This window comes from Ruegeria sp. AB5 (assembly GCF_056542645.1).
Window position 1 is genome coordinate 1 of record NZ_JBQGAE010000021.1, and the last position, 21,755, is coordinate 21,755.

The following is a 21,755-nucleotide window of genomic DNA, read 5'->3' on the forward strand; positions in this document are numbered from 1 at the left end:
ATATCTTGGCAACGTAAGTCCAGCTGACTTCGAAGATCGGTCAGCCGGGTCCTTTCAAACCGTCCACTGAAACGGGGCAAGACGAGACTGCCTTCGTTGCCGATAGAATCCCATGCTGCAAACACATTGGCTGTCTCACACGCATTCCAGCCATTCAAGGGCGTCTTGGTGAAGAAGCAGTCAGGGTGCTAAATCAGAGAAAAACAGCCGTTGACCAGTTCATTGGCCTGAGCCAAACCTCCTTGAAGAGAACACTTCACATTTAGCTTTAGGATTTTGACTTTCACAGATGAACAAAAGTACCACGCAGTTTCGCGAGCGGTTGAACCGCAGATTGGGCGAAAAAATATTCTTGGATGCCCAAAAAGACCTTATTGAACGCAAACTCGACAGAAAGCGGACTGTACCCGTTGTGGCTACTGTTTTGTCGATAGCCATTCTTGCCAGCCCATTTGTTTCGATCATGTTAGGCGCGCTGCTAATCGCAATTACCTTTCCAAACGTCTTTGCCATAATCATCGGATTAGTAATGGTTGGAATAGGTTACATTCTCCTGCCCAATCGTCAACGAGGGTTGGAAGGTCTCTCCGAGCGTTCCAAATTACCTGCCACATTCCATCTATTGGACCAGATCACTGATCGAATGGGAACTGAGTCCATTACCCACGTTATGATTACACCTGACTTCAATGCATTCATGCTACATTTTACAGGAAAACGTGTCATCGGAATCGGCGCGGTGCTATGGCGGGCGACTACACCCGAGGAAAAGTTGGCTATTCTTGCCCACGAGGTGGCACATCAGGTGAACGGTGATCCAGCCCGTTCGGGACTAACCGGCAAGGCGCTTCAAACTCTAGAGGGCTGGCTTTGGTTTCTTGAACCTGATGCAGATGAACTTTTGGCTGAGATCATAATGTATCTCCCGTTCCTGATTGTATCCGGCCTTCATAGGCTTCTGTTGCGGCTAATTTTTTTTGAGAGCCAGAGATCTGAGTACTTGGCCGACGCACTCGCGGCATACGTCGCCGGTGTACCAGCATCGCAATCTGCTCTTCAAAAAACGATGCTCGACGAACGCATAGCGATAGAACGTTTGGGGATGCACGCGAACCGGGTGCCCGGCGGATTGGCGCTAGTTGACCGATTTGCGTCCGCCATTACGGGAATTTCAGTCCGGGAACGTGACGCGATTATCGCCAAGGCGAATGCCGCGAAACTGGCAGTGGACTCGACGCATCCACCGACCGTCTATCGCATCGCGTTTCTAGACCTACTCAGCGATGCTGACGCTTCTGTTTTTGATCCGGACGAAGTGCGTGACAGCGATTCTGAACTTGAAGGGCAATTCGCAAAACAGGGAGACAACCTGCGGCGCGAAATTCAAATTGAAGAAGGGTGGTAGGCCTGATGCTGCAGATTGATTTGTTCATTTGCGAATTTGCAAAGCTGCGTGTGTTGGCGCTGTGGACGATTGGTTTTAGCCCAAAGTGTCCGAGCTCACAGTATCTACGTAGTCGGCTCTACTTGATATTCAGTTGCTTATGGACTTGCCGAAGGCTTTAATCGCCCCGATGCGTGGACGAGATCAGGCATGGGTCTTGCCACTCATTTTAAAAGGTGAAAGTGGCTCCGCCAAACGTAACCTCGCTTGCCACAACATATTGCATTTGATCTGCTTTTCCAAACAAGTTTCTGATTTTATTCACAACTTCAGGAATGCCATCTTTTTCGAATTCCAAAGAAAGATGACCGTTGCGGAGTTCGAGTAGAGCAATAGTCATTTTTTCGAGCATGGTTTTGAGTGCCTAAAGTTGTCAACGTCCGGAAGATTTAACCGAATGACCCAAAAGTCCGAATAGTGTTGAAGAAGTCGACGTTGGGGCTGCCGATGGGTTGCGCTCAAAGCAGCTTTGCCGTTGCTTTCAGCCTATTGGTTGTTGTTGCGGAATCAGCTTGGCGAGTTTCCTGAGGTTTTGAGCAGTTGCTGCGAGCTGGAACTGTTCATATGCGCCTTTGGGTCCTTCGAAGCCGCATCATCGTCACGCCGATGTATCGCTTCAGATGGGCGAAGAGCATCTCGACTATCCGCCTCTGAATGAACGAGGTCATGTAGGCATCGGTTTTGCGTATGTCGCGGGCCACATCTCGCGCAGCTTCGTGTACGGATCTCATCACGCGCCTGCCAGGGTCCCTTGGACAACATTGCGGTTTGAGCGGGCAGGATCACAGTCGTGTTTTGAAGCACGGCATCGGATGAACCCGTCTTTACCGCCGTTGGGCTTTCGCGGTTTGGAGAAGTTTCGGCGATACGTTCTCAGTTCCTTGTTGCCGGGGCATGTGTAGCTATCGGCAGCGGGGTCGTAGACAAAGTCTTCGCGTGAGAATGTGCCGCCCGTCCGTTTGGATTTGTCCCAGACCGGAATGTGCGGAGCGATGCCGCGCTCTTCCACCAACCAGCCCAGCATTTCTGCTGAACCGTAGCCGGTGTCGCCCACCAATTTGTCCGGGGTCATGTTAAAGCGGTCTGTGATCCGGTCGATCATACGCCTTGCGGCAAAGGCCTCAGCGGTTCGGATCGGAACGGATGGCTCAACATCTACAATCACGGCATTGTCCAAATCCACCATATAGTTGGTCGAGCACGCGAAGAAGGCTGCTCCACCGTCTGCCCCCGTCCAGCGCGCCGCAGGATCGACAGGCGAGATGTATTTGGGAACGACTTTGGTCGAGGCTCCGAATGCCGCATCATCAAGTGTCTCGAGATAGTCCTCAACGACGTGGGTTGTCAGGTCGGATGGCAGACCTTCCTTGCTGTCGATCCCGCATGTCTGGTTCGCATTCGCCGGGATCAGGCTGGCATCGACGCCGAAGCTCTCGCCGCCAACCAAGCCCTCATCAATGCAGCGCTGCAAAACTGTCTCGAAGAGCTGCCGGAACAAACCGCTCTCCCGGAAACGCCTATGCCGGTTCTTTGAGAAGGTCGAATGATCAGGCACCGGGTCAGTCAAGTCGAGCCTGCAAAACCACCTGTACGCCAGATTGACATGCACTTCTTCACAGAGGCGGCGCTCGGATCGAATGCCTTGGCAATAGCCCAACAACAGCATCCGGATCATCAACTCAGGGTCAACCGAAGGACGACCATGCGAGCTATACGACGGGGCCAGAAGCGGTCGAACGTCAGACAGATCAAGGAAACGATCAATGCCGCGTAGCGGGTGATCCTCGGGTACAAATTCCTCGATTGAAAACTCGTAGAACAGCGCACCCTGCGCACCCTGCCTCGGTCCCATCATCGCCGCACCTCCACTCTCAAAACGAGTGAATCAGCGCACAACCAACCAATCAACGGACTTTTTCAACACTATCGGGACACAACTGACCTTGAGTCGGCTTGTCTTTTAGCCAAACCTACTGACGCGGCGCAGTGATTGGTTTCAAAAAACCTCAAAACACAGAGCAATTGGTTCGCTAAGTTTCACAAAACGTAAAAACAGCGGCCCGAGCGAGCCGCTGATTTATGCTTCTTACGACACCGGATCAATCCAGTGTCCGGGTGACCTCTTCGCGCTCAAAGATTTCGATGACGTCGCCGGCGCGGATATCGTCGTAGTTCTCGAATGCCATACCGCATTCCTGACCCGACTGAACCTCCGCCACTTCGTCCTTGAAGCGTTTCAGCGTCTTCAGCGTGCCTTCGTGGATCACCACGTTGTCGCGCAGCAGGCGGACACCTGCGGAACGGCGCGCCACGCCTTCGGTGACTAGACAGCCAGCAACCTTGCCAACGCCAGTAACCTTGAAGACTTCGCGAATCTCGGCGTAACCGATGAACTTTTCGCGGATCTCGGCGCTCAGCAGGCCCGAAGCGGCGGCTTTCACGTCGTCGACCAGATCGTAGATCACCGAGTAATAGCGGATTTCCACGCCCTTCTGGTTCGCTGTGTTCCGTGCCGAGGCATTGGCACGCACGTTGAAGCCCAGGATCGGGGCCCCGGACGCTTCGGCCAGGCCGACATCGGTTTCGGTGATCGCACCAACGCCCGAGTGCAGCACGCGTACGCGTACTTCGTCATTGCCGATCTTTTCCATCGCCTGAACGATGGCTTCGGCAGAACCCTGCACGTCCGCTTTCATCAGAATTGGCAGCTCGGTGACGTTTTCGTCTTCCTTGGCCTTCTGCATCAGCTGTTCAAGGGTGGTCGCGGCACCGGCGGCGGCGCGTTTGTCCTTGGCGGCTTGCTCACGGTAGGCGGCGATTTCACGCGCCTGCGCTTCGGTCTCGGTGACGTTTAGAACGTCCCCGGCCTCGGGCGTGCCGTTCAGACCCAGAACCTCGACCGGAACCGATGGGCCAGCTTCTTTGACGCGTTCGCCCTTGTCGTTGATCAGCGCACGGACTTTACCGTATTGCTCACCCACAACAAAGATATCGCCCTGACGCAATGTACCGGTCTGAACCAGAACAGTGGCAACAGGTCCGCGACCTACATCCAGCTGCGCCTCGATCACGGCGCCTTGGGCGGCGCGGTTCGGGTTGGCTTTCAGCTCGAGGATTTCAGATTGCAGCGCGATGGCTTCCAGCAGCTCGTCCAGGCCCTGACCGGTGATGGCCGAAACCTCGACGTCCTGAACCTCACCCGACATTTTCTCGACGATGACTTCGTGCTGCAGCAGATCGGTGCGCACCTTGTCCGGGTTTGCATCCGGCTTGTCGACCTTGTTGATCGCAACAATCATCGGGACACCCGCAGCTTTGGCATGGTTGATCGCCTCGATCGTCTGCGGCATCACAGCGTCATCCGCAGCGACAACCAGAACCACGATATCCGTGACCTGTGCACCGCGTGAGCGCATCGAGGTAAAGGCCGCGTGGCCCGGTGTATCCAGGAATGACAGCGTCGTGCCGCTATCGGTTTTCACCTGATAGGCACCGATATGCTGGGTAATACCCCCGGCCTCACCCGCCACAACGCGGGCGTCGCGGATCGCATCCAGAAGCGAGGTCTTACCGTGGTCAACATGACCCATTATGGTAATGACCGGCGGGCGCGGCTGCAGATCTTCGTCGCTGTCTTCGACCTCTTTGATGACGTCTTCGACATCCGAATCAGAGACACGAGTCACCTTGTGGCCAAACTCTTCGATGATCAGTTCTGCAGTATCAGCATCAATAGTCTGGTTCTGCGTGACCATCATGCCCATCTGCATCAGAGACTTGACCACATCGGCCACACGCTCGGCCATGCGGTTGGCCAGTTCCGAAACCATGATCGCCTCGGGGAGCTGAACGTCACGAATGACCTTTTCCCGCTCGACCGTGCCACCCATGGCTTTCTGGCGCGCGCGCTCTTGCTTGCGCTTCATGGCTGCCATCGAACGCTGGCGATTGCCTTCGCCGCCCGTAGCCTGACCCAATGTCAGCTTGCCTGAACGACGGTTATCATCGCGTCCCTTGCCGCGGTTGCCGCGCTGTTCACGTTCGCGATCCTGCTTGCGTGGTGCCGCAGCTGGCGCAGGCTTGCTGGCCGGGCTACGTGCGGCTTTTGGCTCTTCAGGAGCCGGGGCCGCAGCCGCGCGTTTGGCGGCTTCTTCAGCCTCTTTGCGCTGACGTTCTTCTTCTTCAGCCTTGGCGCGGGCGCGCTCTTCTGCTTCGCGCTGTTCACGCTCTTTGGCCTCTTGTTCCGCGCGGCGGCGGGCGCGTTCTTCTTCACGCGCCTTTTCAGCGGCCTCACGGGCGGCGGACTCTTCGGCTTCGCGAGCCTTGGCGGCCTGCAACGCTTTCATCCGACGCGCCATTTCCGCGTCAGAAATACCCGCAGGACGACGCGACGGATCACCTGATGGCGTCGCTCCGCCACCCGGTTTGCTGGCACCCGGCTTGGGGACCACCACGCGTTTGCGTTTGGTTTCCACCACGACATTCTTGGTGCGTCCGTGGCTGAAACTCTGTTTCACATTTCCGGGGCGTGCCCCGCCACGAAGACCCAATGTCTTTTTGCCGTCATTATCGCTCATAAAGCTTCTTACCCTTCCGAGCGGCCCCTGCCGCCGTCATCCGTTTCGCGCAAGCCACGCAGGCGCTGCGCTTCCTCTACAACACGTTTGGCGAGTCCGCCAGAGGCCAAGGCCGCATGAATCACGGTTTGGCGACCAAATGCCTGCCCTAATTCATCGGCAGTCAGCCAACCGATGTATTTTCCGAAGTGCGGCGTGCTGAGTTTCGACTTGCCGCGCCCCGAGCCATCGGCGGCCTGAATCAGCACACTCGCCTCTTCCCGGTCCAGCCACGTCTTGACCTTTTCATAGCCCGCAACCGCATCACCCGACTTACGGGCCAGACTCAAAAGTTCGATCACGCGACGTGCGATCTGCCTTTCGACTTCGTCTGTCAGGTCGACTGGCACAGTTACCTGTGCCTTGAACCCACGCGCGAACAGCTTCTTGCCTGCGGCCTGGTCCAATGCGGCACGGTCTGCCGCTACGTAAACCCCACGCCCCGGCAGTTTTGCCGCGACATCCGGGTAGACCTGTCCATCGGGGCCGGTGACAAAGCGGATCAGCCCATATTTTGGCTGCACCTCGCCCGTGGCGATGCATTTCCGCTCTGGCCCGTCGGACCGATCTTTATGGACGCCACCGCGACCCATGTCAGCCACCCGAGGCCCTGAGATCAGGCCTCGGCCTCCTCTTCTGCAAGGTCGGCGTCTTCTTCGGCCTGTTCCAATTCGGCCGGATCAACCCAACCCAGCATGATGCGCGCGGTCATGACCAGATCCTGTGCTTCTTCCAGTGTTACACCAAAAGGTTCAAGCACGCCGTCATCCTTGATGCGTTCGCCATCAACAGTGGTCCAGCCACCGGCCAGCTCCCAATCGGCGCAGGTTGCGAAGTCTTCCAGTGTCTTCACATCGTCCTTGGCCAGCGCCTCTACCATCTGGGGTGTCAGGCCCTCGAATTCAATAAGGCTGTCCTCGACGCCCAGCGCGCGGGCAGCGTCCAGAGCGGCCTTGGCTTGCGCTTCGAGGAATTCACGCGCACGGGTCTGCAATTCCTGCGCAGTGCCTTCGTCGACACCGTCAATGACAAGCAGTTCCTCGATTTCGACGTAGGCGACTTCTTCAAGGTTGGTAAAGCCCTCAGACACCAAGAGCTGAGCGAAGAATTCGTCCAGATCGAGCGTTTCCATGAACAGGCTTGTGCGGGCTTCGAATTCTTTCTGACGACGCGCCGATTCTTCGGCTTCGGTCATGATGTCGATGTCCAGGTTGGTCAGCTGGCTGGCCAGACGTACGTTCTGACCCCGGCGGCCAATCGCAAGGCTCAACTGCTCTTCCGGAACCACAACTTCGATCTTGCCGGCTTCTTCGTCCAGAACCACCTTGGAGACCTCGGCAGGCTGCAGCGCGTTGACCAGGAAAGTCGGCTGATCTTCGTTCCACGGAATGATGTCGATCTTTTCGCCCTGCAGCTCATTCACAACGGCCTGCACGCGGCTACCACGCATACCGACGCAGGCGCCGACCGGATCAATCGACCCGTCATAAGAAATAACGGCAATTTTGGCGCGCGAACCGGGGTCGCGGGCCACGGCCTTGACCTCAATGATCCCGTCATAGATTTCCGGCACTTCCATCTTGAACAGCTCGGCCATGAACTCCGGCGCAGTGCGCGACAGGAAGATCTGGTGGCCACGCACCTCGCGGCGAACCTCCTTGATGTAGGCACGCACACGGTCGTTCGGGCGATAGCTTTCGCGGCCGATCTTGTCGTTACGGCGCAGAACAGCCTCGGCCCCGCCCAGATCGACGATGACATTGCCGAATTCTTCGCGCTTGACCGCACCGTTGATGATGGTGCCTGCGCGATCCTTGAATTCTTCGTACTGACGGTCGCGTTCAGCTTCGCGAACTTTCTGCAGAATCACCTGCTTGGCCGATTGCGCCGCGATCCGGCCCATTTCAACCGGGGGCACTTCTTCAACGAAGACGTCACCAACCTCGGGCGATTCCATATATTGCATGGCCTGCTCGACGGTCATCTCGGCCTGATAATTCTCCAGCTCTTCATCCTCGACCACGGTGCGGACGCGGGTAAAGGTAGCTTTACCTGTCTTGCGGTCGATGCTGACGCGGATGTCCATCTCGGCGCCGTAGCGGCTCTTGGCGGCACGGGCGAGCGATTCCTCCATCGCTTCGACAACCAGACCGGGGTCGATCATCTTTTCGCGGGCCACGGCCTCGGCGGTCTGCAGCAGCTCCAGCTGGTTGGCTGAGGTGATTGCCATCAGTTCGTCTCCTCTTCGGACCCTTCGGTCTCAATCTCGTCGAAAGCGTTTTCGTTCAGGGCACCGGCGTCTTTGCGCTGGCGCAGCATTTCCTTGATCAGGTCATCGGTGAGGACCAGCTTGGCGTCGCTCAACCAGTCGAATTGCAGACCGATGGTGATCGTCTCATCCCCCTCGGGGATGTTGATCAGAACCTCATCCCCTTCGATCCCGGCCAGTTCGCCTTTGAACCGGCGGCGACCGTCAATCAGCTCGATGGTCTCGATCTTGGCCTCATACCCTTCGAACACCTCAAAATCTTTGAGGCGGGTCAGGGGCCGGTCGATGCCCGGGCTGGACACTTCCAACGCATAGGCGTCTAGGATCGGGTCCTCGACATCCAGCGTGGCGCTGACCGCGTTCGAGATTTCGGCGCAATCATCCACTTCGATGCCACCCTCGGGCTTGTCCGCCATGATCTGCAAGGTGGTCTGCTTGCCGCTCATCAGGCGGACACGGACCAGCTCATACCCCAGATCTTCGATCACAGGGGTGATGATCTCGGCAAGTCGCCGGTCGATGGCTGCTTTGGCTATCAGGTCGTTTGTCATCAGCTACTCTACCCTGTCAGTCGGGCACAAAAAAACGGGCGCGCGGCCCGTCGAATTTTCCGGTGGAGCCTCGAACCAGAAGTCCGACACGCCGCTGTTGGGATGCATATACGCAGGGTTTCCCGAGTCTGCAACCCCCGGTGCAAATCGTGATCGGATTTACGCCAGCCACCACCGTTCGGCGATGCGTCCATCGTCTAATGCCCTGCCCCGCGCGATCTGGCGCGGCATCCCCACGTGGGGCGCAACCGCCAGCAACATGTCCGCGTCGTTCGGGAAGAACCTGAGACCACGTTTGGTGCGCAGCTGATCACTATCAGGAAGCGCTGCAATGTCGACAAAACCATCCCGCAACGCCTCGGCCCGCACACGCGCGTCAGGGATCACGATGACCTCAACCTTGTCGGCCCACCCAGCGGTACTGTTCTTGTAGTGATCTGCCACCTTGCGCCCAAGGAAATTGCGATCATCTTCGGCCCGTTCGACGCGATAACAGCCTGTGCCGTTGGCCTGTTTCAAGGGCGTGACACCCGCGCCATGCCGAGTGACGACAAAACGGGTATCGGCCAGCAGAAATGGCAATCCCGCGTTTGGCTCTGCAAGATCGACGCGTATTTGGGTCGAGCTCAAGGCTTCCGTTCGTCCGAACCCGGCCATAATCGGTAGAACATCCGACACATCCAACTCTGTGCCATCGTGGAAAGTCACATCTGTGCGCAGATCAAACGTCCAGACCCGCGCATCCGCATCGGTCTGCCAGCCCGTCGCCAACTCCGCACGCAGTGTTCCATCGGGGGCGATCTCAGTTAGGGTATCAAATACCGCCCCGCGTGCCACCTGTTCCAAACTGTCGTCACGCGGCACTGCAAGACGCAAAGTGCCCCCAGCTTTTGGCGTATCCGCCAGCGACGCGCCTGTTGCCGCCAGCAACGCAGCGGCAGCACCCGAAGCAAACAAAGCACGGCGGTCCATCCGGGTCATGCCACGCCCTCCGCCACGCGATCCATGATTCGCACCAATTCCGCACTGATACCGGGCTCGGAAAGAGCATGGCCGGCTTGGCGAACCATCTTGAGCTCGGCATTCGGCCAGCGTTCGGCGAGGGTCCAGGCTCCTTCAGGCGGGCAAATCATATCATAGCGACCCTGCACGATATGGCCGGGTATTTGGGCAATTCTGTCCATCCGATCCAGAATCTGCCCATCACTCTCAAGAAACGCGTTGTTGATGAAATAGTGATTCTCAAGCCGCGCAAAGGCCCGCGCATATTCCCCGGGGCTTTCGCCTGTCGATCCGTTGGAATGTATCGATGCCAACGCGTTTTCCCAGGCTGACCAAGCGCGCGCATAGAGAATTTCGGTCGCGCGATCACCCGAAAACAGACGTTTGTTATACGCCCTGATCGTATCGGACAGCTCTTCTTCCGACAGCAAAGAGGTGAACTTGGCCCATTGCTCTGGCCAGAACTTCCCCGCACCACCGCCATAGAACCAATCCAACTCGGCCTGCGTCGCCAAAAACACCCCGCGCAGCACAAGACGGCTGACCCGGTCGGGATGCGTCTGCGCATAGATCAACGCCAGCGTGGCCCCCCAGCTACCGCCAAACACGGTCCATTCATCAATATCCAAAAGCGACCGCAGCCGCTCGATATCCTCGACCAAATGCCATGTCGTGTTGTGTTCGACCGAGGCATGGGGCCGCGATTTACCACATCCCCGCTGATCGAACAGAATCACGCGGAACACGCGTGGATCGAAATAGCGCCGCATCGCAGGGCTGCAGCCACCACCCGGCCCCCCGTGCAGCACCACAACCGGCAGCCCATCGGGGTTGCCGCTTTGCTCCATATATATCTGGTGCCCATCGCCCACACTGACCAACCGCTGATCAAAAGGATCGATCGGCGGGTAGAGATATTGCACTGCGCGCTTTTGGTCCGGGTACTTGTCCATTATGGCCCTATATAGTCCTTAAGACGTAAAAGAGCACACGGAGACAGGAATGCAAGCGCATCCGAACACGGTCGACCCATCTGAGATCGCTAAATTCGAGGCGATGGCAGCGGAATGGTGGGACCCGCATGGGAAATTCAAACCTCTGCACATGCTGAATCCGTGTCGTTTGGACTATATCACACAGCAGATTGCGGGTGAGTTTGACCGCGACCTGAACGCGCCCGCACCGTTCAAGGGCCTGCGCCTTCTCGATATCGGCTGCGGTGGAGGGCTGCTGAGCGAACCCATGGCCCGCCTTGGGGCCGAGGTCGTGGGGGCCGACGCTGCTGCGGGCAACCTGCCCGTCGCCCGCATCCATGCCGAGCAATCGGGGCTTGAGATCGACTACCGCCACACCACCGCCGAGGACATGGCCGCCGCAGGCGAGCAGTTCGACGTCGTGCTGAACATGGAAGTGGTCGAACATGTCGCCGACCCGCTAAGTTACCTGACCGCCACGAGACAATTGCTGAAACCCGGCGGGTTGGAGATTTGCTCGACCATCAACCGCAACCCGAAATCCTATGCCATGGCTATCTTCGGGGCCGAGGTCGTCATGCGCTGGCTGCCACGCGGCACGCATGAATGGAACAAGTTCATCACCCCCGATGAGCTGTTCGACCTACTGCGCCAAGCCGGGCTGGAGCCGGTGGACCGCAAGGGATTCGTCTTCAACCCGATCCTCTGGAGCTGGTCGATCTCGGACCGGGATTTGAGCGTGAACTATGTGACCGCGAGTGTGAAGCCAGGGTAGGATAGGTGTTCGCACCCATTCGCGCTGAGTGAGGATACTCCAAATGACTTTTACCCGTTTTTCGATTTGCGTTGCGTTTGCCATCGCAGCGGTTGCTTTCTCAGCCTCGACTTACAAGGGTGCAAAGCGGGCCAAGGGATATTGCATTGAGACTAGGCACAGACTTTCAGATGGGGAAAGTCTGGCGCTCGCAAGAACTTATGCAATGCAAAGTAATCCCTTGCGGAAGGACCCTGACTATCGGGACGCCGCCTTTTCAGTTCGGCTGGTCTCACATTCCGAAGTTAGGGATGAAGAAAAAGTCCCGTCTTGGGTTAAACGTTCCGGCGGATTTCGAGCGTATGCGCTTGTTAGCTATGACCACGCAGGACTCGCAAAACACGATCTACAGATTCTGAACGAATATGGGCGTATATTGTATGTTTCTAATTGCGGCGTAGTTAGAAGCAATGTTCGAGAATTCAAGTGGAAGCTGTTGTAACCTCAGTCTTGGAATTGAGATACGAGGGATCCGGGATTCTTCGCGCAAAACTGAAATATCAGCCGACCGCTCTCTTTGACACTGATATTTCTACCTTTTGCGAAGCCCTGCATGTAGGTGTAAAAAACCATAGACTTTATTTGATCTTCCGAACTGGTTTTCTTGACCTTACCTAGTCTGGCGCGATCAATCATTTCTTCGCATGTTTCCTGATTCAGAAACTCCCCAGCATACTGTTCAATCTGGTTCAGACTAACCACTTCCTCAGCAAACGCAGGATTCGCTAGAAAAACCCAGACAAGCAATTTCTTCAATTTCTGACCTCATTCTCTGTCATGAGTCGTGCCAAGTATTCGATTTGAGATATGAATTCGCACACACAAATTTGGCGATGCCACACGCATGGATTTTGCACGCTTGCATCAGGCCAACGCGCGCGCCCTACTCCCCCTCCAACTGCAATCGCAAATCCCTCAACACCGGCAACGTACTCCGGACACGCTCCAACCCCAGCTCTCCGACCACGCGGTTGATCAGCGGGGCAATCGAGGAAATCGCCTGATCCCGCGCGCGTTTGCCGGCGGGGCTGATCGCGACCATCTTGCGGCGGGCGTCGTCCCAGTCGGGGCGGATATGGATGTAGCCGGCCCATTCCAGCTTGGCCAACGTGTTGGTCATCGCCCCACGCGTGACGTGGAAGGTGTTCGCCAGTTGCGCCGGTGTGCGCTCGTCTCCGACAAAGACCAGATGGTTCAGCACAGAGAAATGCGAGATTTCCATGCCCTTGGGCAGCACCCGGCTCAGCCGGTTGCGCAAAAGCTGGTCGGCGGTCAGGATCTCGCTGAACAGCGTGACTGCCAGGGCATTGGTGTCGTCCGTCATGGTCCGTTTCTGGGTCAGGGTCCCTCGAAAGGGCGCACGTGAGTCAATGAGGGCACACGGCGGCGTGCCTCTGTCACAGAACTATCATCCAAATCGAAAATGTGAATGCCCGGATCGATACCTGCGTCGATCAGCACCTCTCCCCAAGGCGCGACAACCATGCTGTGACCGTGGGTATTTCGGGTTTTTCCCCGGGTTTTGGCATGTTCACCGGTTTGCGCCGGGGCCAGCACCCAACAACCGGTTTCGATGGCCCGTGCGCGCAGCAACGATTCCCAATGGGCCGCCCCGGTGATCGGCGAAAACGCTGCCGGAACGGTCAGAATACGCGCCCCTGCCTGCGCCAACGCAGCGTAGAGACGCGGAAAGCGGATGTCATAACAGATGGTCAGGCCGACCTTGCCGAAATCCGTCTCGGCAATGACCGCTTTCTCGCCCGGACGGTAGTTGTTCGATTCGCGGAAGGTCTCGGCCTCGGTCACCCGCACATCGAACATGTGAATTTTGTCATAGCGCGCCACGATCTGCCCTTGCGGGTCGATCATGAAGCACCGATTGGCAAAGCGGCCATCTGCATCGTGGGTCTTGAGCCCCAGCGATCCGATCAGCAACCAAACACCAAGTGAGGCAGCCTGTTCGCGCAGGCCAGCCAAAGTGACGTCATCCTCTTCGTGCTGCAGAACCTCGCGCTGCCGCGTGATGCTGGTTGAGACGCAGTTCGTCACCTCGGGTGTCAGAATGAACTGCGCGCCCTGCTGCGCCGCCTCGGCCATCAAGACGCGCACCATGTTCAGATTTTCCACCGGGTCGTCAGACGAGGTGACTTGCAGCAGGGCGGTTTTCATCAGGCTGCCAGCAGACCGTCCAGCTTGCCCTGACGATCCAGTTCATAAAGATCGTCGCAACCGCCGACGTGATCGGTCCCGATGAAGATCTGCGGCACGGTACGTTTGCCGCCCGCGCGTTGGATCATTTCGGGTTTGCGCTTTGGATGCAGCAATACGTCGATTTCCTTGTATTCGACGCCCTTCTGTTTCAACAAACGCTTGGCAGCGTGGCAGAAGCCGCACAGAGGCGATGTGTAGATTTCAACAGGTTTCATAAATCCGTCCTTCAGGTTTCGCACGATCTTGTGCGAATTAGGCATCCTTGGCAACGCGCGCCAGCACCAACACGAAAATATGATTTGCTCCGGCATTCTGACAGGCTCGCGTGCAGGCCGCCAGGGTTGCCCCGGACGTCATGACATCATCGACCAGCAGGACATCGCGGCCTTCAAGGTGATGCCGCCGTTTGGGATGAGGGACGATGACCCCATCCAGCGTCTCGGACCGCTGGGCTGCGGTTTTTCCATCCAGCACCGGCGTTTGGGTTTGCCGCACCAGCGCATCAGGACAGACATCCAGCCCGGTTTCCCGCGCCAGATGCTGTGCCAGAAGTGCGGATTGATTGTACCGCCGTTTGATCAGCCGCGACCAATGCAAAGGGACCGGCGCGATCAGCATATCCGGTTTCAGCACATCCCGCCCCGCCAGTGCCATCCAGCGTGCGGCAGGTCGGGCAAGCTCGGGGCGGTCACCATGCTTGAGCGCCAGAATCAACGATCTGGCCCGCTCGCTATAGAGCAAAGCTGCCCGTCCATCCTGCCAAGGGCGCGGCGACTTCAGGCAATCATCGCATTCGATCCGATGCCCATCCCTGTCCCCAGGCACAGGTATGCCACAGCTGTCGCACACCGCTCCGCCGATAAATGGCGTGTCGCGCCAGCAGGACCCGCAAAGGCCAAAGTCCGACTCGGTCAACTCACCACAGCTGAGGCACCGGGGCGGATAGATCAATTGCAACGCGGTTTGAACTCGCGGCCAAATGCGATACGTGCGGGGTATGAAACTGCCTGCGTCCAATGCATCCTCCCTCTTCGACCGCGCCACTTTGCTGCGTCGCCGCTCGAAGGTTCTGGAAGAGGCCTTGTTCCTTCACCGCGCCGCAATAGACGAGGTGCAGGATCGGCTGACCATGGTTAACAGAAGCTTTACAGCTCCGGCGATCGTGACTCCTTTCCCACAGATTTGGCAGGATATCCTACCCGATGCCCGGATCGTGACGGATGACGACAGGCTCGACCTGGCACCCGGAGCGCACGATCTGGTGGTTCACGCCATGGCGCTGCACTGGGCCAATGATCCGGTCGGGCAACTGATCCAATGCCGCCGCGCGCTGTGCCCCGACGGTCTGCTTTTGACCGTGTGTCTGGGAGGCGAGACCCTGCACCAGTTGCGCGCAGCGCTTGGTCAGGCTGAGATTGAGGTCACAGGCGGCCTGAGCCCGCGCGTTGCCCCGATGGGAGAGTTGCGGGATCTGGGTGCGCTGCTGCAACGGGCCGGGTTGGCCCTTCCCGTGGCCGATGCGGTTCCCCTGACGGCAGAGTATCGCGATCTGGCACATCTCATGCAGGACCTGCGCGCGATGGGGGAAACCAATGTTCTGTGGAACCGGCTGAAATCCCTCACCCGTCGGCAGGTTTTTGAGCAAGCGCAGGTTATCTATACCGACCATTTTGCCACGCCCACCGGTCGCCTGCCCGCGACGTTCGAGCTGATCTGCCTGACAGGCTGGTCACCCGACGACAGCCAACCCAAACCGCTGCGCCCCGGCTCAGCTCAGACGCGCCTCGCAGAAGCCCTAGGCACGGATGAGGGCAAACTGCCCGATTGACGACTGGGTATTTCCCTTTATCTCAGGCCAGAACTCGCAAATTCAGGAAGATCGCAATGTTTGACGCTACCCGCCCCGTGCACGCACCCGCTGATCACCCCAAGGTAAAAATGGGGCGCGTGGGCATTCTGCTGGCCAACCTGGGCACACCGGATAACTACACGTACTGGCCGATGCGGCGCTATCTGAACGAGTTTTTGTCAGATCGCCGCGTGATCGACTATCCGGCGTGGAAATGGCAACCAATCCTGCAAGGCATCATCCTGACCAAACGCCCCTTCAGTTCCGGCGAGGCGTACAAGTCGATCTGGAATCACGACAAGGGCGAAAGCCCGCTGATGACAATAACCAAGGATCAAACCACCAAGTTGCGTGATGCGATGCAGGCCCGCTACGGCGATCGGGTTCTGGTCGACTTCTGTATGCGCTACGGAAATCCATCTACAAAATCGAAAGTGCGGGAAATGGTCGCCGAGGGCTGCGACCGTATCCTGTTCTTCCCGCTTTACCCGCACTATGCCGGGGCCACGACCGCCACAGCCAACGATCAGTTCTTTCGCGCCCTGATGGAAGAACCCTGGCAACCGGCCAGCCGCACGGTCCCCGCCTACTACGATGAGCCCACCTACATCGAGGCGCTGGCCCAGTCCGTCGAGCAGGCTTATGCCGCGATGGACACCAAACCTGACACGCTGGTCTGTTCCTACCATGGCATGCCCGAGCGCTATTTGCAGCAGGGCGATCCCTATCACTGTCAGTGCGTCAAGACATCTCGTCTGTTGAAAGAACGGCTCGGCTGGTCAGATGATAAGATTGTTTCGACCTTCCAGTCGCGCTTTGGCCCGGAGGAATGGTTGAAACCTTACACAGTAGACCACGTGGCCGATTTGGCGCGGCAGGGCAAAAAGAACATCGCGGTCATCGCGCCAGCGTTTTCGTCGGATTGCATCGAGACGCTGGAAGAGATCAACGAAGAGATCAAGGAAAGCTTTGAAGAAGCCGGGGGCGAACACTTCACCTATATTCCCTGCCTCAACGACGATGATTCGCATATCGCCGCTTTGGGCAAGATCATCGAAGACAACCTGAGCGGCTGGCTGGACTGACCGGCCCCGACATCGGGGTATGAAAAAAGGCGGTGGAAAGCTCCACCGCCTTTTCTCTGGATAATGCTCGTCGAATTAGCTTGCTGCAACAGCTGCGGCAACTACAACCAGCAGGATCAGCGGCAGCAGGATGCCCTGCGACGTGCCCTGGGTCTCTTCGACAACTACAGGTGCTTCAACAACCGGCTCTTCCAGGTTGCCAGCATATGCAGTCGAAGCAGCAGCAGTCAGTGCAGCGGCGAGAACGAGTTTTTTCATATTAACCTCCAGAATTTGCACGATTCCACTATCTGGAACCGCACATCAAAGACTTACCTCGTGGTTTTTTCTAATCAGCAAAGAGGCGGGATTGCAATTGCAACTTGCGGATTAAGCGGCTTCGTGCGCGAAAATGTCGTCAAATTAGCAACACTTGCGTGCCGACCTTCGTCATGGAAAACAGCTCGGCAATATCATCGTTGAACAGGCCGATGCAGCCATTCGACGACCTGCGCCCGATTTTGCGCGTATCGTGGGTGCCGTGAATACGATAATACTTCCAACTCAAGTACAAAGCGTGCGTTCCCAATGGGTTATCCGGACCAGGCGGAATGTAATCCGGCCATTCGGGGTTTCGCTTTTTCATTGATGGCGTCGGAGACCAGCTTGGCCCTTCGACTTTGCGAATGACGCTTGTACGGCCACGGCGGGTCATGTCCTCGGTCAGAGGGACCGAAGAAGGGTACAGTTTGTACACGGATTGATCATCTGACCAATAATGCAGCGCACGTGACGTGGTATCGACCAATATGGCCCCGTTGCGCGTATTCGAAAAATACGGCTGCCAATCCAAAGCCCTGAAGCCTGAAACATTGCGTCGCACAGGCGCTTCAGGTTCCGGAGCCGGGCGCAGCGGGTCGCCCGGAATGTACTGGGCAATTGCGGGAGAGGCCAACGCAGCGGATGCGCCAGCCAGAAATCTCCGGCGCGTTGAACAGCGAATGTGTTTCTTGACCATGACAATCGGTCCTTTGCTAAGGCGAAATGGAAAATCTGGTCCATTTTATTGCCAGAATGCTTCAGTCGCAAACCAAACCGGCAGAAACACGCAGGCTGTGGCCATTGTGCGTTTGCCCCGCACGGTCTGGCGCGCTATGCCCGGTAACGACACAATAATCAGGTCGATCATGACGCGTATCTTTTCTTTTCTGTTGATTTGCCTTGTCGCCTTGGCGGCATGTACCGACACGACACCCACCGCTCTGGGCACGGACGGGCGCCCGCTGCCTTCGGTTTACAAAATCCGTGGCAACCCCGAAAAACTGCAGTTCCGTATGCTCGATTCGGTGAACGCTCTGCGACAGGCACAAGGGTTGCAGGCGGTTCAACTGAATGCCCAACTCAATGCAGCGGCCGCGACCCATTCCAAAGACATGGCGCGGCAAAACCGCCCCTGGCATTTCGGGTCGGACGGGTCCTCGCCCATCGACCGCGCAGCCCGCGTCGGATATTTTGGCACATTCCTGGGTGAGGCGATCTCGGAAACCTATGAGACCGAGACGGAAACCCTCGCCGCCTGGATGCAGGAACCGGGCCCCCGCTCGGTGATCATGGACCCGAAGGCTACCCAGATGGGCTTTGCCTGGCATCAGGAGAACGGCGGCAAAATCTGGTGGACGCTGGAAATGGGAACCGGCGGCTAATCACACCGGTGCAGGATCAAAAAAAGCCCCCGACATCCGGGGGCTTTTTTGTTTTCATATCGTTAGGCCGCTTGCATCGACTGTGCCTCGGTCAAAATCGCATAGAGTTTGACCGGGTCCGGATTCGCCCGCAGCTTGGCACAAACCGAGCTGTCGCGCAGTGTCCGCGACACCAGCGCCAGAGCTTTCAGGTGATCCACACCCGCTTCTTCGGGTGCAAAAAGCGCAAAGGCGATGTCCACCGGTTGGCGGTCCACCGAGCCGAAATCGATAGGTTTCTCCAGCATGACAAATACGCCCGCGACCGCGTCCAGATCAGTCAGTCGCGCATGCGGCAGGGCCACCCCATGGCCAACGCCGGTCGGCCCCAGGCTTTCCCGCTCCAACAGGCAATCGACAACGGTCTGGGCGTCCAAACCCAAAGTGCCCGCTGCAACATCACCAATTTCCTGAAACAGTCGCTTCTTGCTGGAAGCGGCAGATAATACACGTACTGCTTCGGGCTTCAGAATGCTCGAAAGCTCCATATTCATGCTCCATAGCGGCCCGGGCCTATGCCAGGGCCTGCCTTTCAATCTTGCCTGTTAAGGATCGATCCAGCCGATGTTACCGTCATCCCGACGATATACGACATTCAACCCATCCTTGTTTTCATTCCGGAACACCAGCACCGGAGCGCCGGCTAGTTCCATTTGCATAACGGCTTCACCGACGCTGAGCGATGGGATCTTTGTTTCCATCTCAGCCACAATCATAGGCTGCAGCGATTCGGGTTCAACTGCCGTCTCCGATTCGTCAGAGGCGAGGATATAAGAGGACGCCCCAAAGAGTTCAACTGGTTCAGCACGATCCTTGTGATGGTCCTTCAGACGACGCTTGTAGCGGCGCAGCTGCGTTTCCATCTTGTCGCAGCATCCTTCAAACGCCGCGTAGATTTCGGTGGCGTGGGCTTTGGCCTGCGCCGTCAGCCCTGTCGACAAATGTACTGTCGTTTCGCATACATATTCATGCGCTGAACGGGAAAAGACGACATTGGCATCTGTCGGGCGCTGGGCATATTTTCCCACAACCTCGCCCAGTTCGGTCTGCACATGGGTCTGCAGAGCCGCGCCGATATCGATCTGTTTTCCGCTGATTTGGTAACGCATGTGATCTCCTTCACAATTCACACCCATTTCTGACGTCACGTCACGCGACGCACTTGTTTTTATCGGGTGGGGGATATCGACATTCTGATCGGTTGCCGCCGCCTTGGCCCTTCAAGGAAGGGACATCGAGATCCAGTCTGGAACCGAATAAATGCCATGACCCAATTGAGCCAAGAGGCGGCGGAAGAGTCAATCGAAACAGGCGTGTATATACGCGATTTCCGCCCATCTAACGAGCGCAAATTGTCGCAAGGCTATGAAATCCGGAAGTTTTCGCCCAGATACACACGGCGCACGTTTTCGTTTTCCACAACCTCGTCCGGCGTACCCGACATCAGAACCTGACCGTCGTGCAGAATATAGGCGCGATCCACAATCTCAAGCGTTTCGCGGACGTTGTGGTCGGTGATCAGCACCCCGATCCCGCGTTTCTTCAAATCCGCCACCAAGTGACGGATATCACCCACGCTGATTGGGTCGACACCTGCAAACGGTTCATCCAGCAGCAGATATTTCGGATCAGCCGCCAGACAGCGCGCAATCTCGACCCTCCGCCGTTCGCCACCCGACAAGGCCAGCGCAGGAGCGCGGCGCAAATGCTCGATCGAGAAATCGGACAACAGCTCTTCCAGCCGTTCTTTGCGGCGGTGAGCGTGATTTACGGTGATATCCAGGACCGAAGCGATGTTGTCCTCGACGCTCATACCGCGGAAGATTGACATTTCCTGCGGTAAGTACCCGATCCCAAGCCGGGCGCGACGGTACATGGGCAGGGTCGTAACGTTCCGCCCATCAATTGTGACCTTACCAGCTTCCGGAAAAACCAGACCCGCAACCGAATAAAAGGTTGTTGTCTTGCCAGACCCGTTTGGCCCCAACAGCGCCACAACTTCAGACCGATCAAGCGTCATCGAGACATCGCGGATGACCGTTTTCTTCCGGTAGGATTTCCGCAGTTTTTCAATCCGCAGGCCAACGCTGCCCTCTGCGACTGACAAAGAGGGACGCGCCATCAGTTGTTGCCCTGTTGTAGAATGGTCTTGACCCGCCCTGTCATGGTCGCCGTTCCAGAGGTCAGGTTCGCGACCATCTGGTCGCTGCTGATCGTGCTGGGACCCTGACTCAGCAATACGTTGCCTTTCATGACGATGACACCGGTATCGATGGTGTATTCGGCCCGATCGCCTTCGGCCGCATCCGGCGGGCTGACCAGAACCACGTTCTCGGTCGCTTCCATGCGTTCAATACCCGAGCGGTCCTGGTTGTAAATCACCAGCACCCGGCCCGCTGACAGGCGCATTTCGCCCTGAATGACGATCACATTGCCAACAAACTCTGCTGATCCGTCTTCCTGATTCACGTTCAACGAATCCGACGTCACTTCGACCGGCAGACTGGGATCGGCCTTGACCGACCCGAAGGCAACCTGCGCTTGCTGCGCGACGGCAGAAACAGGGCTGGTCAACAAAACCATGCAAACGGGAATAAATCGAAAATCGAACACAGGTTATCTTTCTGCTTTTGCTGGCTCATATACCAGCTTCACACCATCTGTAAAAAGAATATGGACCGGCCCGTCCTTTTTTCCCGTGCCAAAGCTCATGCGCCCTGCAGAAAAGTCACCGATGACCCCGGTACCATTGACCTGTCCCGGGGTATCCCCACGGATTTCATCCAGCGAGGTGTTCAGCAGATCAGTCGTGACCTGAATACCATCCGTCGTGGTGATCAAGACGTCGCCGACAAACGTCGCCGTCCCTTTGTCGGGCCGGATCAGTCCCGAGTTGGAATCCAATGTGATCACTCCACCGTTCAGCATCCCGAAACGGCCTCGAAACTCGGATGCTGCGGGGCCATCGCCCTGCGCGCCCTGCGTGATCTGAGATGCCTCGATCTGGATATCTTCGCCCTTTGTGGTCGTGCCGCGGTAATTGGGTTGCGTGATCACCTGCCCGGCCAGCCGCTCATCGATATCCTTTTGCGTGAAGGGCACCGAGACATCGGTTTCAATACTGCGGGACAGCAAAAAGACGGTGGACAGCAGAACAATGGCCGTCAACGGCAACAGCACCTTGAGGAACTGAACCATGCGGGAATAACGGTCCACCAA

The 21,755-nt window shown here is 57.2% G+C and carries 25 protein-coding genes and 1 pseudogene; 5 read left to right on the top strand and 21 right to left on the bottom strand.

Annotated features, from left to right (window positions below; genetic code table 11):
• Positions 1 to 289 precede the first annotated feature (289 nt).
• Complete coding sequence (locus ACR0L4_RS21590) at positions 290 to 1,405, top strand: M48 family metallopeptidase (RefSeq protein WP_170754565.1); 1,116 nt, start codon at positions 290 to 292, stop codon at positions 1,403 to 1,405.
• Positions 1,406 to 1,613: 208 nt separating this feature from the next.
• Here ACR0L4_RS21590 and ACR0L4_RS21595 read toward each other — a convergent pair whose 3' ends face one another.
• The 8 genes and pseudogenes from ACR0L4_RS21595 to pip all read right to left on the bottom strand — a co-directional run bounded on the left by ACR0L4_RS21595 (position 1,614) and on the right by pip (position 10,835).
• A complete protein-coding gene (locus ACR0L4_RS21595) occupies positions 1,614 to 1,796 on the bottom strand; it encodes a hypothetical protein (protein ID WP_170754563.1) in 183 nt (60 codons plus the stop codon).
• Positions 1,797 to 1,925: 129 nt separating this feature from the next.
• A pseudogene (locus tag ACR0L4_RS21600) lies at positions 1,926 to 3,299 on the bottom strand (transposase).
• Between the two features lie 244 nt (positions 3,300 to 3,543).
• Positions 3,544 to 6,021, bottom strand: coding sequence for a translation initiation factor IF-2 (gene infB / locus ACR0L4_RS21605; RefSeq protein WP_480515048.1), 2,478 nt, complete (start codon positions 6,019 to 6,021; stop codon positions 3,544 to 3,546).
• Positions 6,022 to 6,029: 8 nt separating this feature from the next.
• Positions 6,030 to 6,653 carry an RNA-binding protein gene (locus ACR0L4_RS21610; RefSeq protein WP_480515050.1) on the bottom strand — a complete coding sequence of 208 codons (624 nt, stop codon included), beginning with the start codon at positions 6,651 to 6,653 and terminating at the stop codon, positions 6,030 to 6,032.
• A gap of 23 nt (positions 6,654 to 6,676) precedes the next feature.
• A complete protein-coding gene (gene nusA / locus ACR0L4_RS21615; RefSeq protein ID WP_480515052.1) occupies positions 6,677 to 8,290 on the bottom strand; it encodes a transcription termination factor NusA in 1,614 nt (537 codons plus the stop codon).
• Positions 8,290 to 8,880 carry a ribosome maturation factor RimP gene (gene rimP, locus ACR0L4_RS21620; RefSeq protein ID WP_480515054.1) on the bottom strand — a complete coding sequence of 197 codons (591 nt, stop codon included), beginning with the start codon at positions 8,878 to 8,880 and terminating at the stop codon, positions 8,290 to 8,292. The genes nusA and rimP overlap by 1 nt, the downstream gene beginning before the upstream one ends.
• 159 nt (positions 8,881 to 9,039) lie before the next feature.
• A complete protein-coding gene (locus ACR0L4_RS21625; protein ID WP_480515056.1) occupies positions 9,040 to 9,861 on the bottom strand; it encodes an ABC transporter substrate-binding protein in 822 nt (273 codons plus the stop codon).
• Positions 9,858 to 10,835 carry a prolyl aminopeptidase gene (gene pip, locus ACR0L4_RS21630; protein ID WP_480515058.1) on the bottom strand — a complete coding sequence of 326 codons (978 nt, stop codon included), beginning with the start codon at positions 10,833 to 10,835 and terminating at the stop codon, positions 9,858 to 9,860. The genes ACR0L4_RS21625 and pip overlap by 4 nt, the downstream gene beginning before the upstream one ends.
• Positions 10,836 to 10,884: 49 nt before the next feature.
• Here pip and ubiG point away from each other — a divergent pair, with 49 nt between their 5' ends.
• Complete coding sequence (ubiG, locus tag ACR0L4_RS21635) at positions 10,885 to 11,631, top strand: bifunctional 2-polyprenyl-6-hydroxyphenol methylase/3-demethylubiquinol 3-O-methyltransferase UbiG (protein WP_480515060.1); 747 nt, start codon at positions 10,885 to 10,887, stop codon at positions 11,629 to 11,631.
• Between the two features lie 483 nt (positions 11,632 to 12,114).
• Here the strand turns inward: ubiG and ACR0L4_RS21640 are convergent, their stop codons facing one another.
• From ACR0L4_RS21640 to ACR0L4_RS21660, 5 genes are all read right to left on the bottom strand, one after another.
• Positions 12,115 to 12,426 carry a hypothetical protein gene (locus ACR0L4_RS21640; protein WP_480515062.1) on the bottom strand — a complete coding sequence of 104 codons (312 nt, stop codon included), beginning with the start codon at positions 12,424 to 12,426 and terminating at the stop codon, positions 12,115 to 12,117.
• Positions 12,427 to 12,553: 127 nt separating this feature from the next.
• Positions 12,554 to 12,994 carry a MarR family winged helix-turn-helix transcriptional regulator gene (locus ACR0L4_RS21645; RefSeq protein ID WP_170754549.1) on the bottom strand — a complete coding sequence of 147 codons (441 nt, stop codon included), beginning with the start codon at positions 12,992 to 12,994 and terminating at the stop codon, positions 12,554 to 12,556.
• A gap of 14 nt (positions 12,995 to 13,008) precedes the next feature.
• Positions 13,009 to 13,839, bottom strand: a complete 831-nt coding sequence (locus tag ACR0L4_RS21650) for a carbon-nitrogen hydrolase family protein (RefSeq protein WP_170754547.1) — start codon at positions 13,837 to 13,839, stop codon at positions 13,009 to 13,011.
• Positions 13,839 to 14,096 (bottom strand): glutaredoxin 3, encoded by a 258-nt coding sequence (gene grxC / locus ACR0L4_RS21655; protein WP_170754545.1) that lies wholly within the window; start codon positions 14,094 to 14,096, stop codon positions 13,839 to 13,841. Before grxC ends, ACR0L4_RS21650 begins: the two co-directional genes overlap by 1 nt.
• Positions 14,097 to 14,133: 37 nt before the next feature.
• Entirely contained in the window at positions 14,134 to 14,862 is a 729-nt protein-coding gene (locus ACR0L4_RS21660; RefSeq protein ID WP_480515133.1) for a double zinc ribbon domain-containing protein, read from the bottom strand.
• A gap of 16 nt (positions 14,863 to 14,878) precedes the next feature.
• Here ACR0L4_RS21660 and ACR0L4_RS21665 point away from each other — a divergent pair, with 16 nt between their 5' ends.
• The gene (locus ACR0L4_RS21665) at positions 14,879 to 15,709 is read left to right on the top strand and encodes a class I SAM-dependent methyltransferase (RefSeq protein WP_480515065.1); all 831 of its coding nucleotides are present in this window, start codon (positions 14,879 to 14,881) and stop codon (positions 15,707 to 15,709) included.
• Positions 15,710 to 15,765: 56 nt separating this feature from the next.
• On the top strand, positions 15,766 to 16,815 hold the full coding sequence (hemH, locus tag ACR0L4_RS21670; RefSeq protein ID WP_480515067.1) for a ferrochelatase: 1,050 nt from the start codon (positions 15,766 to 15,768) through the stop codon (positions 16,813 to 16,815).
• A gap of 75 nt (positions 16,816 to 16,890) precedes the next feature.
• On the opposite strand, the gene ACR0L4_RS21675 is transcribed toward hemH, so the two are convergent.
• From ACR0L4_RS21675 to ACR0L4_RS21685, 3 genes are all read right to left on the bottom strand, one after another.
• Complete coding sequence (locus tag ACR0L4_RS21675; protein ID WP_170433947.1) at positions 16,891 to 17,073, bottom strand: hypothetical protein; 183 nt, start codon at positions 17,071 to 17,073, stop codon at positions 16,891 to 16,893.
• Positions 17,074 to 17,212: 139 nt separating this feature from the next.
• Complete coding sequence (locus tag ACR0L4_RS21680; RefSeq protein WP_170754537.1) at positions 17,213 to 17,812, bottom strand: L,D-transpeptidase; 600 nt, start codon at positions 17,810 to 17,812, stop codon at positions 17,213 to 17,215.
• 45 nt (positions 17,813 to 17,857) lie between these two features.
• Positions 17,858 to 17,983, bottom strand: a complete 126-nt coding sequence (locus ACR0L4_RS21685; RefSeq protein ID WP_480515069.1) for a hypothetical protein — start codon at positions 17,981 to 17,983, stop codon at positions 17,858 to 17,860.
• Here ACR0L4_RS21685 and dalA point away from each other — a divergent pair.
• Positions 17,982 to 18,497: a divisome-associated lipoprotein DalA gene (gene dalA / locus ACR0L4_RS21690; protein ID WP_480515071.1), complete on the top strand. Its 516-nt coding sequence runs from the start codon at positions 17,982 to 17,984 to the stop codon at positions 18,495 to 18,497. The genes ACR0L4_RS21685 and dalA overlap by 2 nt on opposite strands.
• Before the next feature lie 62 nt (positions 18,498 to 18,559).
• On the opposite strand, the gene ACR0L4_RS21695 is transcribed toward dalA, so the two are convergent.
• From ACR0L4_RS21695 to ACR0L4_RS21715, 5 genes are all read right to left on the bottom strand, one after another.
• Positions 18,560 to 19,024: a PTS sugar transporter subunit IIA gene (locus ACR0L4_RS21695; RefSeq protein WP_170754533.1), complete on the bottom strand. Its 465-nt coding sequence runs from the start codon at positions 19,022 to 19,024 to the stop codon at positions 18,560 to 18,562.
• Between the two features lie 57 nt (positions 19,025 to 19,081).
• A complete protein-coding gene (hpf, locus tag ACR0L4_RS21700; RefSeq protein ID WP_170754531.1) occupies positions 19,082 to 19,645 on the bottom strand; it encodes a ribosome hibernation-promoting factor, HPF/YfiA family in 564 nt (187 codons plus the stop codon).
• A 254-nt stretch (positions 19,646 to 19,899) separates the two neighbouring features.
• Positions 19,900 to 20,658: an LPS export ABC transporter ATP-binding protein gene (gene lptB, locus ACR0L4_RS21705; RefSeq protein WP_170754529.1), complete on the bottom strand. Its 759-nt coding sequence runs from the start codon at positions 20,656 to 20,658 to the stop codon at positions 19,900 to 19,902.
• The gene (locus tag ACR0L4_RS21710; RefSeq protein ID WP_480515135.1) at positions 20,658 to 21,119 is read right to left on the bottom strand and encodes an LptA/OstA family protein; all 462 of its coding nucleotides are present in this window, start codon (positions 21,117 to 21,119) and stop codon (positions 20,658 to 20,660) included. Before ACR0L4_RS21710 ends, lptB begins: the two co-directional genes overlap by 1 nt.
• A 33-nt stretch (positions 21,120 to 21,152) precedes the next feature.
• A complete protein-coding gene (locus tag ACR0L4_RS21715; protein WP_170754525.1) occupies positions 21,153 to 21,752 on the bottom strand; it encodes an LptA/OstA family protein in 600 nt (199 codons plus the stop codon).
• Positions 21,753 to 21,755: the final 3 nt, after the last annotated feature.

Coding starts and splice junctions, on each gene's coding strand:
- ACR0L4_RS21590 (WP_170754565.1), top strand. CDS start 290: ATGAACAAAAGTACCACGCAGTTTCGCGAGCGGTTGAACCGCAGATTG.
- ACR0L4_RS21595 (WP_170754563.1), bottom strand. CDS start 1,796: ATGCTCGAAAAAATGACTATTGCTCTACTCGAACTCCGCAACGGTCAT.
- infB (WP_480515048.1), bottom strand. CDS start 6,021: ATGAGCGATAATGACGGCAAAAAGACATTGGGTCTTCGTGGCGGGGCA.
- ACR0L4_RS21610 (WP_480515050.1), bottom strand. CDS start 6,653: ATGGGTCGCGGTGGCGTCCATAAAGATCGGTCCGACGGGCCAGAGCGG.
- nusA (WP_480515052.1), bottom strand. CDS start 8,290: ATGGCAATCACCTCAGCCAACCAGCTGGAGCTGCTGCAGACCGCCGAG.
- rimP (WP_480515054.1), bottom strand. CDS start 8,880: ATGACAAACGACCTGATAGCCAAAGCAGCCATCGACCGGCGACTTGCC.
- ACR0L4_RS21625 (WP_480515056.1), bottom strand. CDS start 9,861: ATGACCCGGATGGACCGCCGTGCTTTGTTTGCTTCGGGTGCTGCCGCT.
- pip (WP_480515058.1), bottom strand. CDS start 10,835: ATGGACAAGTACCCGGACCAAAAGCGCGCAGTGCAATATCTCTACCCG.
- ubiG (WP_480515060.1), top strand. CDS start 10,885: ATGCAAGCGCATCCGAACACGGTCGACCCATCTGAGATCGCTAAATTC.
- ACR0L4_RS21645 (WP_170754549.1), bottom strand. CDS start 12,994: ATGACGGACGACACCAATGCCCTGGCAGTCACGCTGTTCAGCGAGATC.
- ACR0L4_RS21650 (WP_170754547.1), bottom strand. CDS start 13,839: ATGAAAACCGCCCTGCTGCAAGTCACCTCGTCTGACGACCCGGTGGAA.
- grxC (WP_170754545.1), bottom strand. CDS start 14,096: ATGAAACCTGTTGAAATCTACACATCGCCTCTGTGCGGCTTCTGCCAC.
- ACR0L4_RS21665 (WP_480515065.1), top strand. CDS start 14,879: ATGAAACTGCCTGCGTCCAATGCATCCTCCCTCTTCGACCGCGCCACT.
- hemH (WP_480515067.1), top strand. CDS start 15,766: ATGTTTGACGCTACCCGCCCCGTGCACGCACCCGCTGATCACCCCAAG.
- ACR0L4_RS21675 (WP_170433947.1), bottom strand. CDS start 17,073: ATGAAAAAACTCGTTCTCGCCGCTGCACTGACTGCTGCTGCTTCGACT.
- ACR0L4_RS21680 (WP_170754537.1), bottom strand. CDS start 17,812: ATGGTCAAGAAACACATTCGCTGTTCAACGCGCCGGAGATTTCTGGCT.
- dalA (WP_480515071.1), top strand. CDS start 17,982: ATGACGCGTATCTTTTCTTTTCTGTTGATTTGCCTTGTCGCCTTGGCG.
- ACR0L4_RS21685 (WP_480515069.1), bottom strand. CDS start 17,983: ATGATCGACCTGATTATTGTGTCGTTACCGGGCATAGCGCGCCAGACC.
- ACR0L4_RS21695 (WP_170754533.1), bottom strand. CDS start 19,024: ATGGAGCTTTCGAGCATTCTGAAGCCCGAAGCAGTACGTGTATTATCT.
- hpf (WP_170754531.1), bottom strand. CDS start 19,645: ATGCGTTACCAAATCAGCGGAAAACAGATCGATATCGGCGCGGCTCTG.
- lptB (WP_170754529.1), bottom strand. CDS start 20,658: ATGGCGCGTCCCTCTTTGTCAGTCGCAGAGGGCAGCGTTGGCCTGCGG.
- ACR0L4_RS21710 (WP_480515135.1), bottom strand. CDS start 21,119: ATGGTTTTGTTGACCAGCCCTGTTTCTGCCGTCGCGCAGCAAGCGCAG.